The following is a 13,723-nucleotide window of genomic DNA, read 5'->3' on the forward strand; positions in this document are numbered from 1 at the left end:
AAAACGAAAGACACTCTCTGATGTTTACTGGAATTGTGACTGACGTTGGCACCGTTGCGAGCGTGAAGCCGCTCGCCGAGGGCGTCGGCCTGCGCATCGATACCGCCTACGATCCCGAGACCATCGCCATCGGCGCCTCGATTTCTTGCGGCGGCGTCTGCCTGACTGTTACCGCTTTGCCTGAGCATGGCTCCAACGCGCGCTGGTTCGAGGTCGAGGCCTGGGAGGAAGCGCTCAGGCTGACCACCGCATCGAGTTGGAGATCCGGCACCAGGATCAATCTCGAACGGGCGCTGAAGATCGGCGACGAGCTCGGCGGCCACATCGTCTCCGGCCATGTCGACGGCACCGCCGAGATCGTCGAACGCAAGGAGGAGGGCGATGCCGTGCGCTTCACGCTGGAAGCGCCGCGCCATCTGGCGAAGTTCATCGCGCCAAAAGGTTCGGTCGCGCTCGATGGCACCTCGCTCACCGTCAACAAGGTCGAGGGCACCCGCTTCGACGTGCTTCTGATCCATCACTCGCTGAGCGTCACCACCTGGGGCGAGCGTCAGGCCGGCGACCGCGTCAACATCGAGATCGACACCATGGCCCGCTATGCCGCGCGCCTGGCCGAGGCCGCGAAAGAGGGGCTTTGAGGCGCCAGCCTTGAAATTCCCGGCCATTGGCCGTACATTGCTGCGCCAGGAGAGCGACAATGACGGCACACCCACCACGCCGCGTTCGTGGCGAGCGTCTGGAAACACGCGTCACGGCCGACCAGAAGAGCCTTATCGAGCATGCTGCGGCGCTACAGGGCCGCACCGTGACGGATTTTGTGCTGACCAGTCTCCAGGAAGCTGCCCGCCGCGCAATCGAGGAGCACAAGCGCCTGGAGCTATCTGTCCGCGACAGCCGGGCCTTCGTGGACGCTCTCATCAATCCGAAACCAGTGAACGATCGCCTGCGCGATACAGTACGTCGTTATCGCCAAGCTACTGGCATCTGAGGGGTGACGGGCTCAACCGAGGTCTCTGTACGAGTTGAGGTGCTCGGTCCGCAGCACGTCAGAAGCGCATTCGAAAGTGGCGTAGAACCGCTCGATCGATATCTTCGGCTGCAGGCCGGGCAAGACGCCCGCAAGAACATTGCGGCGCCGTTCGTGCTGGTCATGCCGGATGGAGCTATCGCCGGCTACTACACGCTCTCGTCCACTGCGGTGAATGTCGGCGAATGGCCTGCCGAGACCGTACGCAAGCTGCCGCGCTATCCTCTCGTTCCCGCGACGCTACTCGGACGCCTGGCCGTCGATCGACGGCAACAGGGTAGGGGTTACGGCCGATACCTCCTGGCCGATGCATTGCACCGGTCTCTCCGTAGTGAAATCGCCTCGTTCGCGGTCATTGTCGACGCAAAGGACGAGAACGCGCGGCCCTTCTACGAACGGGAGAGTTTCTTGCCATTTCCGGATCAACCGATGAAGCTGTTTCGACCAATGGCCGATATCGCGGGATTGTTCAGATGAAAAAGGGGGCTCCAACGGAGAGTGATAATTCCGAGTTCAAGGAACGGCTGACACGCGAAGCAATGGCCGATGTGGACGCAGGCCGTGTGGTAGACCACCGAGCCGTTCTTGCCTGGGCTGAAAGCCTGGGGTACCGGCTGTCCGCTCCCGCCGCCTCGGATAAAGATGCGATAGACCAAGCGGCACCCGGACCAATCTTCCGCTTGCGATAAACCCGGCTTCGGCCTAAGTCACCGGCAACCCCCCGGAGACTTTTATGGCTGGAACATCCCAACACGGCAAAGCGTTCATTCGCCCAAAGGCGAAGGCGCATCTGCTCATTGTCGAAGCGCGCTTTCATGACGACCTCGCCGACGCCCTGCTCGAAGGCGCGACCGGCGCGCTCGACGAGGCCGGCGCTACCTATGACGTCGTCACCGTTCCCGGCTCGCTCGAAATACCGGCCGTCATCACCTTCGCGCTCGATGGCGCCGCCGAAGGCGGCACGCATTACGATGGCTTCGTCGCGCTCGGCACCATCGTCCGCGGCGACACCTATCACTTCGACATCGTCGCCAATGAATCGAGCCGCGCGCTGATGGATCTGTCGGTGCAGGAGGCGATTGCGGTCGGCAATGGTATCCTGACCACAGAGAACGATGCGCAGGCATGGGCGCGCGCGCGCAAAACGGAAGGCGACAAGGGCGGCTTCGCCGCCCGCGCGGCGCTGACCATGATCGCGCTCAAAGAGAAATTCGGAGCCCAATCGTGAGCGATCCCGCCTCGACCGGTGCGGTGCGCCACGCCAACAAGCGCGGTGCCGCCCGTCTTGCCGCCGTCCAGGCGCTCTACCAGATGGATGTGGCCGGCGTCGGCGTTTTCGAGATCACGGCCGAATACGAGGCCTTCCGCCTCGGCAAGGAAGTCGATGGCGCGCTCTATCGCGAGGCCGACGCGCAATGGTTCCGCGCCATCCTGACAGGCGTCGTCGAGAACCAGAAGACCATCGATCCCGTCATCCGCCAGGCGCTGACCGAGGACTGGCCGCTGTCGCGGCTGGATTCGACGCTGCGCGCCATCCTGCGCGCCGGCGTCTATGAGTTGATGAAGCGCGAGGACGTGCCGGTGGCCGTCATCGTCTCCGAATATGTCGACATCGCAAAGGCCTTTTACGAGGAAGACGAGCCGAAGCTGGTGAACGCCGTCCTTGATCGTGTCTCGCGCCGGGTTCGCGGCGAGGGGCGTGGCAAGGACGCTTCGTGACGACCGCAACGGCCGCGGTCGCCGAGACCGGCAGGGAAGGGCGCCGCACCGCGGTGCTGCTTGCCGCCGCGCAGGCGATCGTCGGGTCGGCCGCGCCAATCGCCATTTCGCTCGGCGCGCTTGCCGGGCAATATCTGCTTGGTCCCGACAAGTCGCTGGCCACCGCGCCGGTCACCGGGTTCAACATCGGCGTGGCGCTTGGCGCCTTGCCGGCCGCCGCCCTCATCCGCAACCTCGGCCATCGCGGCGGCTTCATGACCGGCACGATCGTCACCGCGCTCGGCGGCCTGGTCGCGACGCTCGCGCTCTATCAGTCGAGCTTCTGGCTGTTCGCCTTCGGCCTCTGCGTCATCGGTATCGGCGGCGCCTTCGTCCAGCAGTTCCGCTTCGCCGCCGCCGACAACGCGCCGCCCGAATTCAAGGCGCGCGCCATCTCCTTCGTGCTGGCCGGCGGCATCATCACCGCCATCCTCGGGCCGCAGATCGTCATCTACACGCGCGAATTGCTGGCCCCGGTGATGTTTGCCGGGTCCTTCGCCTCGATCCTGCCCCTGGCGGCGGCCGGCGCGCTCATCTTGTCGTTCCTACGGGTTTCGTCCCGCACGGACACTGTCACTGAAACCGCCGCAAGCGATGCCCGCCCGCTGATTGAAATCGTCACCCAGCCGCGTTTCGTCGCCGCATTGTTCTGCACCGTCGGCAGCTACGCACTGATGAGCTTCGTCATGACCGGCGCGCCGCTCGCCATGGTCGGCTGCGGCCTGTCGGAAGACAATGCGACGCTCGGCATTTCCTGGCACGTCATGGCGATGTTCGGGCCGAGCTTCTTCACCGGTTCGCTGATCCATCGCTTCGGCGCCGAACGCATCGTCGCCACCGGCCTTATCCTGCTGATCGGCTGCGGCGTCGTGGCGCTTTCCGGACTGGCGCTGTGGCAGTTCTGGACGGCGCTGATCCTGCTCGGCCTCGGCTGGAACTTCGGTTTCATCGGCGCCACGGCGATGGTCGCCGCCAGCTACCGGCCTTCGGAGAAGAGCAAGGTCCAGGGCTTTCATGATTTTGTCTTGTTCGGCTCCGTCGCCTTCTCCTCGCTGATGTCGGGCGCGATCTACAATGCCTGGGGCTGGACCATGCTGAACTGGATCGTGTTCCCGGTCGTCCTGCTTTGTTTTGTCGCGCTCGGCACATTGAAGATGGTGGGCGCCCCCAAACTTTGAAGAAGGCGCCGGATCAGTTCTTCCAGCCCGCTCGCACAGCCTGCCCTAATGCATGTCGCCCAGAAGTGCGCAGCGGTTCTGGGACAACGACTTGCATCCAAACAAGGACTTGAAGCGCATCGCCTGAATCCGTTTCAGCGAGACGCGCTTAGACAGCCAGCGTCATGCATCCGGCGGGAGCACCTGCAGGACCCGCGCGATGAACATGTGGAATTCGTCCATGTAGTTGCGCAGGAATGTTTCGGTCGACTCCACCGTCACCTCGCCATCGTCGGTGATCAATCCCGGGGTAAACTGAATGTAGGCTTCGGGAGAGTTCATCTGGGGTGCGTTGCAGAAGCTCAAGACGCTGCGCAGGCTCTGCTGGGCGACCGCGGTTGCGATCGCGCCGGGTGAGGTTCCGATGACCGCAGACGGTTTACGGGCAAAGGAGTTTTTGCCGTAAGGGCGGCTGGCCCAGTCGATCGCATTCTTCAGGCCGCCCGGGATCGAGCGGTTGTATTCCGGCGTGACGAAAAGCACCGCCTGGACGGACGCGATGGCTTTCTTGAACTCCAGGGCGACCGGAGGAAAGTTGGCATCGTAATCGTAGCTGTAGAGCGGCAGGTCCTTGAAGGAGATCTCCGTCATTTCAAGTTCCGGAGGCGCCAGTTTCACGAGGGCCTTCGCGAGCTTGCGGTTGATGGAGCCCTTGGCGAGGCTGCCGATGAGGTAGCCGACTTTGTGCTTGGCCATGACATACTCCCGTGTTGGCCGCCGACCCCGCCGCTCCTAATATTCCCCAGAACAGGGGAAGTCGCCAGCCGACCTTAGGTCGGCATTGCGTTATGTCGGGTGGGGTAAGGCTTAACCCCGGCCGAACAAAATTATTGCGCGTGTCCCCCTAGTTATGAAACCGTATGCCCCGACTGGCCGTTAAAGCCGTGCTCATATGCGGCCACCGATCGATCGGTTCATAGCAAGGGATTTTCACAATGTTTTCAATCAGAAAGCTCGCTTTCGCGGCGATAGCGCTCGGCATCGCGACGGCTTCGGCGGATGCCCAGGTGGTGGTGTCCTCGAAGATCGATACCGAAGGCGGGGTGCTGGGCAACATCATCCAGCTCGTTCTCAATGCCAACAACATCAAGACGACGGACCGCATCCAGCTCGGCGCGACGCCGGTCGTGCGCAAGGCGATCACCGCCGGCGAGATCGACATCTATCCCGAATACACCGGCAATGCCGCCTTCTTCTTCCAGAAGGCCGACGATCCGGTCTGGAAGGATGCCGCCAAGGCCTACGAAACCGCCAAGAAGCTCGACTACGATGCCAACAAGATCGTCTGGCTGTCGCCGTCGCCGGCCAACAACACCTGGGCGATAGCGCTGCGCAAGGAAGTGACCGACCAGAACAAGCTCGTGACCTTGACGGATTTCGGAAAATACGTTGCGGGCGGCGGCAAGGTGGTGCTCGCCGCTTCCGCCGAGTTCGTCAATTCGGCGGCGGCACTTCCGGCCTTCCAGACGACATACGGCTTCACGCTGAAGCCCGACCAGCTGATCACGCTCTCCGGCGGCGACACCGCGGCGACCATCGCAGCCGCCGCCAACCAGACCAACGGCGCCAACGCCGCCATGGTCTATGGCACCGATGGCGGCATCCAGCCTTCCGGCCTCGTCGTGCTCGATGACGACAAGGGCGTGCAGCCCGTCTATCAGCCCGCGCCGATCATCCGCGAAGAGGTCCTGAAGCAGCATCCCGAGATCGAGGCGCTGCTGAAGCCGGTCTTCGCCAAGCTCGATCTCGTCACGCTGCAGGAGCTCAATGGCCGCGTGCAATTGGGCGGCGAACCCGCGAAGGGCGTGGCGGAGGATTTCCTCAAGAAGAACGGGTTTTTGAAGTAACAAGTTTGGCCTGAAGCGCGCGAAGTCGGTGCGAGGCACCCCCCTCTGTCCTGCCGGACATCTCCCCCTCAAGGGGGGAGATCGCCAGCTGCTGCCTCCCGCTTTCTTCTCCACCCCAGGTGATTGGCGAAAACTTTCGCGACATCTGATCTCCCCCCTGGAGGGGGAGATGGCCGGCAGGCCAGAGAGGGGCGCTTCGCGCAACCCCTCCTCATGAACCTCCGCTTCGACAAGCTCGGCGTCGTGATCACCGCGATCGTCGCCTACGCCGCCTTGGCGGCCCCCTTTGCCACGTTCCGTGCCAACCGCATCGTGCCGGGGCAGGCGCGTTCGATCCTCGAGGCGCTGCCGCCCGCGCTAGGCATGCTGCTGCTGGCGATAGTGATCGCCGCCGCCATCGTCGCCTTGCTCAGGACCCCGCTGGTGCTCAGGCTGGCGGCCAGCGTTGTCGCGCTTGTCGCGATCACGATCCTTATTGGCGTTGCCGGCGGTTTCCTGACACCCGCCGGCAACACTTTTGCCCGCGTCGCCCCAGCTTCGGGTTTCTGGCTGCTGGTCTTTGCTTTCGCCTTGCTGTTGGCCGACGTGCTGACCAGGCTGAACCTGTCGCCCTGGGCGCGCGTCAGCGTGCTGGTGCTTGCCGCTTTGGCCATCGCAGCGCTGCTCGTCTCGGGAAGCTGGGACAGCCTCTCCATTCTCAAGGAATACGCCAGCCGCGCCGACAGTTTCTGGACGGAAGCCTCCAAGCACGTCACACTGGCGCTTGGCTCGCTCGCTGGCGCGGTGATCGTCGGCATACCGCTCGGTATCCTTTGCCATCGCGTCGACAAACTGCGGGCAGGGGTGCTCAATGTGCTCAACATCATCCAGACCATTCCCTCGATCGCGCTTTTCGGCCTGCTGATCGCGCCGCTCGGCTGGGTTGCCGTCCACGTGCCGGGCGCCGCCGCGATCGGCATCAGGGGCATCGGCACCGCGCCGGCTTTTGTCGCCCTTTTCCTCTATTCGCTGCTGCCGGTGGTGGCCAACACCGTGGTCGGCCTCGCCGGTGTGCCTCGCGCCGCCAATGACGCCGCGCGCGGCATGGGCATGACCGATCGCCAGCGCCTGTTCGATGTCGAATTTCCGCTCGCCTTTCCGGTGATTCTGACCGGCATCCGCATCGTGCTGGTGCAGAATATCGGCCTTGCCACAATTGCCGCGCTGATCGGCGGCGGCGGCTTCGGCGTGTTCGTTTTCCAGGGCGTCGGCCAGACGGCGATGGATCTGGTGCTGCTCGGCGCGCTGCCCACCGTGGCGCTGGCCTTTGCGGCGGCCATCATCCTTGATGCGGTGATCGAGATGACCGCCACCAAGCGCAGGGTAGTTGAAACGGCATGATCGAGATCGAAGGCATCACCAAGCGCTATGACGAGACGACGGTGGTCGACAATGTTTCGATGGTCATCGAACCGCGCACCATCGCAACCATCGTCGGCACGTCGGGGTCCGGCAAGACGACGCTGCTCAGGATGATCAACCGGTTGGTCGAACCGACCTCCGGCGTCATCAAGCTCGACGGCGCCGACAACCGCTCGGTGCCCGGCTACCAACTGCGCCGCAGCATCGGCTACGCCATCCAGGGTCACGGCCTGTTTCCGCATCGCACGGTGGCGCAGAACATCGCCACCGTGCCGCTGCTGCTCGGCTGGGACAGGGACCGCATCAAGGCCCGCGTCGACGAGTTGATGACGCTTTACCAGCTCGACCCGCAGGCCTATGGCCCGCGCTATCCGCACGAGCTTTCCGGCGGCCAGCAGCAGCGCGTCGGCGTCGCCCGCGCTTTGGCCGCCGAGCCCAACGTGCTTTTGATGGACGAACCCTTCGGCGCGCTGGATCCGATCATCCGCACCAAGGCGCAGGAGGATCTGCTGGCGATCCAGAAGCGTTTCGGCACCACCATCATCCTCGTCACCCACGACATGGAAGAGGCCGTGCATCTGGGCGACAAGATCGCCGTCATGGATGCCGGCAAGCTGGTGCAATACGCCAAGCCGGCTGAAATCCTGGCGAGGCCGGCAAGCGACTTCGTCGAGGAATTGGTCGGCGCCAGCGAAAGGCCGTTCCGGCTGCTGTCGCTTGGTGCCGTGCGCGATGCCGTGGAGCCGGGCGGCGCCGAGGGCGAGGCTATCCCAGGCGAGGCCACGCAGCGCGATGCGCTGGCCGAGCTGTTGTGGTCGGGCCGCCCTGCGCTGCCGGTGAAGGACGCCGACGGCAAGCTCGTTGGCCGCGTCACCGTCGAAGGCCTGGTGAAGCGCGCGGCGAGGCCGCAATGAAGGCCTGGCTGCCCGCGCTGCTGAGGCTGGCCGTTCTGGTGCTGCTGGTGGTCTTCATCACCAACCCTGGCTGGTTCGAGCCATTGCTGAAGCCGCTGACCGAGAATGGCGCGCCGGCAATCTACAACCAGGGCAGTCTGCTGACGCTGACCTTGCAGCACCTGCGCACCGTGCTGATCGCGACGGTCGCCGCGACGATCGTCGCGGTGGCGCTGGCCATCCTGGTCACCAGGCCGGCCGGCGCCGAGTTCCTGCCCCTGTCGCGCAGCCTGGTCAATATCGGCCAGACTTTCCCGCCGGTTGCCGTGCTGGCGCTTGCCGTGCCGGCCGTCGGCTTCGGCGAAAAACCGACGCTGATCGCGCTATTCCTCTACGGCCTGCTGCCGATCTTCGAGAATGCGCTGACGGCGCTCACCACGCTACCCGGCAACGTGATGGAAGCGGCACGCGGCGCCGGCATGACCGGCTGGCAAAGGTTGATGAAGGTCGAGCTGCCGCTGAGCGCTCCGGTGATCCTCGGCGGCATCCGGCTCTCCGTGGTCATCAGCCTCGCCACAGCGACCATCGGCTCGACGGTGGCGGCCAAGACGCTGGGCGAAGTGATCATCGCCGGCCTGATCTCGAACAACCTTGCCTTCGTCCTGCAGGGCGGTCTGATCGTCGCCGCGCTTGCGGTGCTGATCTATGACGGCCTGTCGGCAATCGAACGCTATGCCGCGCGGCGCATGGGGCAGGGCGTGGAGTAGGGAGGTTCAGACTTCGTTTTCGTTGATTTCGGCCATCTTCAGAAGTCCTGTCTTGGGCGGCTTGTTGCCATGAATTGGAATGGAGAGACTCGATCCTGAACAGCCGCACGCAGCGTCATTTCAATCGATCTAATTCCAGGCTCGCGCTGGCACAACGATTCGTGCCTTCTTCTTTTGGGCGAAAGCCGGGCAAAAACCGAACAATATCTTGACGTTCCAAGCCCTGTTTCGCATACACCCCAGCCAAGGGGTGGATTCCGTGCGCGGCACTCATCTCCGTTCCAACGGCCCAGGGAGGGGTTCTTTTGGGCCATCAATCGAGGAAAATCCGGCAATGACCATCATTACCGCCGTCATCGCCTGCGGCTTGCTGTCAGTTCTATACGCCATCTGGGCGACACGTTCGGTCCTTGCGTCCGATCAGGGCAATCAGCGCATGCAGGAAATCTCTGCCGCCATCCGCGAAGGCGCCCAGGCCTATCTGGCGCGCCAGTACACGACCATCGCGGTCGTCGGTATCGTCGTTCTCCTGCTTGCCTGGTGGCTGCTTTCGATCACCGCCGCTATCGGCTTCCTGATCGGCGCGGTGCTTTCGGGCGCCGCCGGCTTCATCGGCATGCATGTCTCGGTGCGCGCCAATGTGCGCACCGCGCAAGCCGCTTCGAACAGCCTCGCCGCCGGTCTCGACATCGCCTTCAAGTCGGGCGCCATCACCGGCATGCTGGTCGCGGGCCTGGCGCTCCTCGGCGTCTCGATCTACTACGCCATCCTGACCGGCCCGATGGGCCTGCAGCCGAACGACCGCGTCGTCATCGATTCGCTCGTCGCGCTCGGCTTCGGCGCCTCGCTGATCTCGATCTTCGCCCGTCTCGGCGGCGGCATCTTCACCAAGGGCGCCGACGTCGGCGGCGATCTCGTCGGCAAGGTTGAAGCCGGCATTCCGGAGGACGATCCGCGCAACCCGGCCACCATCGCCGACAATGTCGGCGACAATGTCGGCGACTGCGCCGGTATGGCCGCCGACCTGTTCGAGACCTATGCGGTGACCGTCGTCGCCACCATGGTGCTCGCCGCCATCTTCTTCGGCGGCACGGCCGCGCTGGGCGCGGCGATGCTCTATCCGCTGGCCATTTGCGGCGCCTGCATCCTGACCTCGATCGTCGGTACCTTCTTCGTCAAGCTCGGCGCCAACGGCTCGATCATGGGCGCGCTCTACAAGGGCCTTATCGTTACCGGCCTGCTGTCGATCGTCGGCCTCGCCATCGCCACCTCGGCCACGGTTGGCTGGGGCGAGATCGGCACCGTTGCCGGCATCGCCATCACCGGCAAGAACCTGTTCATCTGCGGCCTCATCGGCCTCGTGGTGACCGGTCTTATCGTGGTGATCACCGAATACTACACCGGCACCAACAAGCGTCCGGTGAACTCGATCGCCCAGGCGTCGGTGACCGGTCACGGCACCAACGTCATCCAGGGTCTCGCGGTCTCGCTGGAATCGACTGCGCTGCCGGCCATCGTCATCGTCGGCGGTATCATCGCCACCTACCAGCTCGGCGGCCTCTTCGGCACGGCTATCGCCGTCACCACCATGCTCGGCCTGGCCGGCATGATCGTGGCGCTCGACGCCTTCGGTCCGGTCACCGACAATGCCGGCGGCATTGCCGAAATGGCCGGCCTGCCCAAGGAAGTCCGCCACTCGACCGACGCGCTCGACGCCGTCGGCAACACCACCAAGGCGGTAACCAAAGGCTATGCCATCGGCTCGGCCGGCCTCGGCGCTCTGGTGCTGTTCGCCGCCTACTCGAACGACCTCAGGTTCTTTGCCGCCCATGGCGACAAGTATCCCTACTTCCAGGGCATGGGCGAGATCTCCTTCGATCTCTCCAATCCGTACGTCGTCGCCGGCCTGATCTTCGGCGGCCTGATCCCCTATCTGTTCGGCGGTATCGCCATGACCGCTGTCGGTCGCGCCGCCGGCTCGATCGTCGAGGAAGTGCGCAAGCAGTTCCGCGAGGACAAGGGCATCATGGCGGGCACCTCGAAGCCGAACTATGCGCGCGCCGTCGACATCCTGACCAGGGCGGCGATCCGCGAAATGATCATCCCGTCGCTGCTGCCGGTGCTGGCGCCGCTCGTCGTCTATTTCGGCGTGCTTGTGATCTCGGGCTCGAAGGCCTCGGCCTTCGCGGCGCTCGGCGCCTCGCTGCTCGGCGTCATCGTCAACGGCCTCTTCGTCGCCATCTCGATGACTTCCGGCGGCGGCGCCTGGGACAACGCCAAGAAGTCGTTCGAGGACGGCTTCACCGACAAGGATGGCGTCAAGCACCTCAAGGGCTCGGACGCGCACAAGGCCTCGGTCACCGGCGACACCGTCGGCGATCCCTACAAGGACACCGCGGGGCCTGCGGTCAATCCGGCGATCAAGATCACCAACATCGTCGCGCTGCTTCTGCTCGCCGTGCTCGCACACGGCTGATTGCAGCCGCGGCTCGAAGGCAAGGCCCGCGGGATCGCTCCCGCGGGCCTTTTCCTTAAAGTGAGCCTTCCGGTCCTCCGTCGCTGCCGCGATAGTGGGCCAGCAACTCCTTCAAGCCCGGTTCGCGACCGGGCATTGGAGGCAGGCCACGTTTCCGCCGCAACATTTCGATGAACGCGCCGCGGCGGTAAAGACGGCGGAAGGTACGTGCCCGCGGGTGCACGCCAAGCATAGCCAGAACCCTGCGTTTGAGGTAGCGGAAGCGCTTGAGAGGAACAGGTTCCTCGGCGTTGCCGAGAACCCTGACGCGCAACGCGTCTGGCGCGTTCATTGCGTCCATCAGTTCTTCCTGCTCCCACGCCGTGTCTCGTGTATAGCTGCCTTCGCGCTTGCCCGAATGCAGCATGAGCACGGTTAGATGGGGCATTGTCGCAATCACCGCGCCCTTGCGCCATGCACGGAACAGCCAGTCCTGGGAACTCTCGCAAACGCATTGGCTTGCCGGGCGCCATGGCCCCAGTCCTGGCAGCGACGTCCTCCGGATCATTTGCGCGGAGCCGAATCCGACTGTGGTGACTGGGTCATAGAAACCGTCCCGCCCCATCCCGAGGATCATGTGCCTGGAACCTTTGCTCGCGGCCGACTCGATGACTGCCCCTCGGGCGATCACCACGTCGGCGCCGGTGGCTTCGATCCAGCCGCACATGGACGCCAGATGGTCGGGAAACCAGAGATCGTCATGGTTCAAGATGGCAACGAAACGGCCGCAGGCCCGGGCAAAGCCGATATTGTTGGGCCCTGATTGCTCGCCGAAATTCACCGGAAGGTCGATATAGGAGATGCGGGCGTCTTCGAATGCGGCAACTGTGGTCGCGGTGTCCGCCCGACATGCGTCGCCGACGACGATCGCTTCCCAGTCCTGCATGGTCTGGGCCAGCAGGCTCTTCAGCGCCTGGCGCAGCACCGCCGGACGATTATGCGTCGCGATGACGACGGAAACCAGCGGTTCGAACCGTCCGGTTGGCGCGCGGGGGTCGGCGGGTTCCACGCTACACCAGCTTGTAGGGGATGTGCTCTGTGTCCGGCGGCAAGCGCCAATGGTCGGGCGCGTCATAGGCGTAAGCCTTGTCGACGAGGTTGAGCAGCAACGCCGTCTCCGGTCCGAGGGCGACGACCCCGTGCCAGACGCCCGGCGGAATGGTGACGATTGCCGGCCGCAAGGGGCCGACGATCTTGTGCCAGAGCGCGCCGAAACTGGGCGAGGCCTTGCGCCCATCGAAAAGCGATATTCGCACGCTGCCGGCGCAGCAGAACAGGCGGTCGAGGGTCGCCGCATGCGCGTGCCAGCCCGTCACCGCGCCCGGATACATCGTGCGTTGAAACACTTGCCCGACCGGCGATTGATCGAGAGCCCATTCCTCACGAAAGATCTCGGTCAGGTAGCCGTTGGACGTTGCAACGGAACTGATTTCCTTGACCCGGACGCCCTCGATTGCCGGAGGGTCGATTGCGAGCCAGCCGGGGGTTACGGTTGGCTGGTCAGGTGTGCCCGTGGCCATCCAGCCGTGCGGCCTTGGACGCTCATCGCTGGACATTTTCAAGCCCTCCCAACCCGGTCGGCTTGATAAGGGTTCACCTTGGAGATGACAAGCTGGACTATCCCAGGGATGGAAAAAAAGCCCGTGAGAGCGATCGCACGAGCTTTGTTGCCGCGACGAGAGAAGTCGCCGAAAACGGCGGTGCCGGAGGCCTCAGGGAGTGCCGCCGCCGGGGACGCCGGGCGCGAGCTTGCTGGCGCCATTGATGATCTGGCTCAGGAAGTTCTGGTCCTTGCCGCCGGTCGGCGTCGTCCGCGAGATGAAGTCGAAGACCTTGCCGTCCTTGAGGCCGTAATTGGCGATCTGGGTGACGCGGCCGTCGGCGCCGAAATAGACCGCCAGCACATGCTGGTCGATGATGCGGGGGTTGTCGAAGGCAACGTAGCGCTTGCGCGTTTGCGAGATGTAGTAGAAGGCCTCGTTGTCGAAGGTCGCCGTCGTCGACGGCGTGCCCAGCGCCAAAAGCACTTGTTCGCGGCTCGATCCGACCGGCACCGAATCGATCGCCTGCTGGTCGATGACGTAGCCTTTCGTCAGCGTCTCGCTTGGATGGAGATCACCGAACATCTTGGACGAATTGCAGGCGGAAAGCGCTGACACCATTACCAGCAGCGAAGCCACGCCCACTGGGGCGGACGCAAAGAACGACTTGAATTTCAGCGCACCCAACAACAATTCTCCATCACATCCCCGCAACTTGCGCTGGGCCGCAAAACCGGTAAACCAGCTTGCATGCCGA

The 13,723-nt window shown here is 64.0% G+C and carries 15 protein-coding genes; 11 read left to right on the forward strand and 4 right to left on the reverse strand.

Going from position 1 to position 13,723, the window contains the following annotated elements; all coding sequences use genetic code 11:
- Positions 1-20 precede the first annotated feature (20 nt).
- The 6 genes from WDX12_RS25595 (at position 21) to WDX12_RS25620 (ending at position 3,963) form a co-directional block, all read left to right on the forward strand.
- Entirely contained in the window at positions 21-638 is a 618-nt protein-coding gene (locus WDX12_RS25595) for a riboflavin synthase (RefSeq protein ID WP_320297279.1), read from the forward strand.
- A 59-nt stretch (positions 639-697) separates the two neighbouring features.
- Positions 698-988, forward strand: a complete 291-nt coding sequence (locus WDX12_RS25600) for a DUF1778 domain-containing protein (RefSeq protein ID WP_320297278.1) — start codon at positions 698-700, stop codon at positions 986-988.
- Positions 989-1,027: 39 nt separating this feature from the next.
- The gene (locus WDX12_RS25605) at positions 1,028-1,504 is read left to right on the forward strand and encodes a GNAT family N-acetyltransferase (RefSeq protein WP_434722489.1); all 477 of its coding nucleotides are present in this window, start codon (positions 1,028-1,030) and stop codon (positions 1,502-1,504) included.
- Between the two features lie 256 nt (positions 1,505-1,760).
- On the forward strand, positions 1,761-2,255 hold the full coding sequence (gene ribH / locus WDX12_RS25610; protein ID WP_320297276.1) for a 6,7-dimethyl-8-ribityllumazine synthase: 495 nt from the start codon (positions 1,761-1,763) through the stop codon (positions 2,253-2,255).
- A complete protein-coding gene (gene nusB / locus WDX12_RS25615) occupies positions 2,252-2,746 on the forward strand; it encodes a transcription antitermination factor NusB (RefSeq protein WP_320297275.1) in 495 nt (164 codons plus the stop codon). Before ribH ends, nusB begins: the two co-directional genes overlap by 4 nt.
- Complete coding sequence (locus WDX12_RS25620) at positions 2,743-3,963, forward strand: MFS transporter (protein ID WP_434722490.1); 1,221 nt, start codon at positions 2,743-2,745, stop codon at positions 3,961-3,963. The genes nusB and WDX12_RS25620 overlap by 4 nt, the downstream gene beginning before the upstream one ends.
- Before the next feature lie 162 nt (positions 3,964-4,125).
- Here the strand turns inward: WDX12_RS25620 and WDX12_RS25625 are convergent, their stop codons facing one another.
- Positions 4,126-4,698, reverse strand: coding sequence for an NADPH-dependent FMN reductase (locus WDX12_RS25625; RefSeq protein WP_434722491.1), 573 nt, complete (start codon positions 4,696-4,698; stop codon positions 4,126-4,128).
- 239 nt (positions 4,699-4,937) lie between these two features.
- Here WDX12_RS25625 and osmF point away from each other — a divergent pair, with 239 nt between their 5' ends.
- From osmF to WDX12_RS25650, 5 genes are all read left to right on the forward strand, one after another.
- Positions 4,938-5,849, forward strand: a complete 912-nt coding sequence (gene osmF, locus WDX12_RS25630; protein WP_434722492.1) for a glycine betaine ABC transporter substrate-binding protein OsmF — start codon at positions 4,938-4,940, stop codon at positions 5,847-5,849.
- A 213-nt stretch (positions 5,850-6,062) separates the two neighbouring features.
- Entirely contained in the window at positions 6,063-7,229 is a 1,167-nt protein-coding gene (locus WDX12_RS25635) for an ABC transporter permease (protein ID WP_320297271.1), read from the forward strand.
- Entirely contained in the window at positions 7,226-8,164 is a 939-nt protein-coding gene (locus WDX12_RS25640) for an ABC transporter ATP-binding protein (protein WP_434722493.1), read from the forward strand. Before WDX12_RS25635 ends, WDX12_RS25640 begins: the two co-directional genes overlap by 4 nt.
- Positions 8,161-8,910 carry an ABC transporter permease gene (locus WDX12_RS25645; protein ID WP_434722494.1) on the forward strand — a complete coding sequence of 250 codons (750 nt, stop codon included), beginning with the start codon at positions 8,161-8,163 and terminating at the stop codon, positions 8,908-8,910. Before WDX12_RS25640 ends, WDX12_RS25645 begins: the two co-directional genes overlap by 4 nt.
- A 334-nt stretch (positions 8,911-9,244) precedes the next feature.
- Positions 9,245-11,386, forward strand: a complete 2,142-nt coding sequence (locus WDX12_RS25650; protein WP_434722495.1) for a sodium-translocating pyrophosphatase — start codon at positions 9,245-9,247, stop codon at positions 11,384-11,386.
- 55 nt (positions 11,387-11,441) lie between these two features.
- Here the strand turns inward: WDX12_RS25650 and WDX12_RS25655 are convergent, their stop codons facing one another.
- From WDX12_RS25655 to WDX12_RS25665, 3 genes are all read right to left on the reverse strand, one after another.
- Positions 11,442-12,434, reverse strand: coding sequence for a glycosyltransferase family 2 protein (locus tag WDX12_RS25655; protein WP_434722496.1), 993 nt, complete (start codon positions 12,432-12,434; stop codon positions 11,442-11,444).
- Position 12,435: 1 nt separating this feature from the next.
- A complete protein-coding gene (locus WDX12_RS25660) occupies positions 12,436-12,981 on the reverse strand; it encodes a dTDP-4-dehydrorhamnose 3,5-epimerase family protein (protein WP_320297266.1) in 546 nt (181 codons plus the stop codon).
- 156 nt (positions 12,982-13,137) lie between these two features.
- Positions 13,138-13,653 carry an outer membrane protein assembly factor BamE gene (locus WDX12_RS25665; protein ID WP_320297265.1) on the reverse strand — a complete coding sequence of 172 codons (516 nt, stop codon included), beginning with the start codon at positions 13,651-13,653 and terminating at the stop codon, positions 13,138-13,140.
- Between the last annotated feature and the right edge of the window lie 70 nt (positions 13,654-13,723).

It is taken from the genome of Mesorhizobium sp. RIZ17, assembly GCF_051127865.1.
GTDB classification, from domain to species: Bacteria; Pseudomonadota; Alphaproteobacteria; order Rhizobiales; family Rhizobiaceae; genus Mesorhizobium; species Mesorhizobium humile.

Excerpts from the sequence above, each read along its gene's own strand:
- WDX12_RS25595 (WP_320297279.1), top strand. The coding sequence starts at position 21 with ATGTTTACTGGAATTGTGACTGACGTTGGCACCGTTGCGAGCGTGAAG.
- WDX12_RS25600 (WP_320297278.1), top strand. The coding sequence starts at position 698 with ATGACGGCACACCCACCACGCCGCGTTCGTGGCGAGCGTCTGGAAACA.
- ribH (WP_320297276.1), top strand. The coding sequence starts at position 1,761 with ATGGCTGGAACATCCCAACACGGCAAAGCGTTCATTCGCCCAAAGGCG.
- WDX12_RS25625 (WP_434722491.1), bottom strand. The coding sequence starts at position 4,698 with ATGGCCAAGCACAAAGTCGGCTACCTCATCGGCAGCCTCGCCAAGGGC.
- osmF (WP_434722492.1), top strand. The coding sequence starts at position 4,938 with ATGTTTTCAATCAGAAAGCTCGCTTTCGCGGCGATAGCGCTCGGCATC.
- WDX12_RS25635 (WP_320297271.1), top strand. The coding sequence starts at position 6,063 with ATGAACCTCCGCTTCGACAAGCTCGGCGTCGTGATCACCGCGATCGTC.
- WDX12_RS25640 (WP_434722493.1), top strand. The coding sequence starts at position 7,226 with ATGATCGAGATCGAAGGCATCACCAAGCGCTATGACGAGACGACGGTG.
- WDX12_RS25645 (WP_434722494.1), top strand. The coding sequence starts at position 8,161 with ATGAAGGCCTGGCTGCCCGCGCTGCTGAGGCTGGCCGTTCTGGTGCTG.
- WDX12_RS25650 (WP_434722495.1), top strand. The coding sequence starts at position 9,245 with ATGACCATCATTACCGCCGTCATCGCCTGCGGCTTGCTGTCAGTTCTA.
- WDX12_RS25660 (WP_320297266.1), bottom strand. The coding sequence starts at position 12,981 with ATGTCCAGCGATGAGCGTCCAAGGCCGCACGGCTGGATGGCCACGGGC.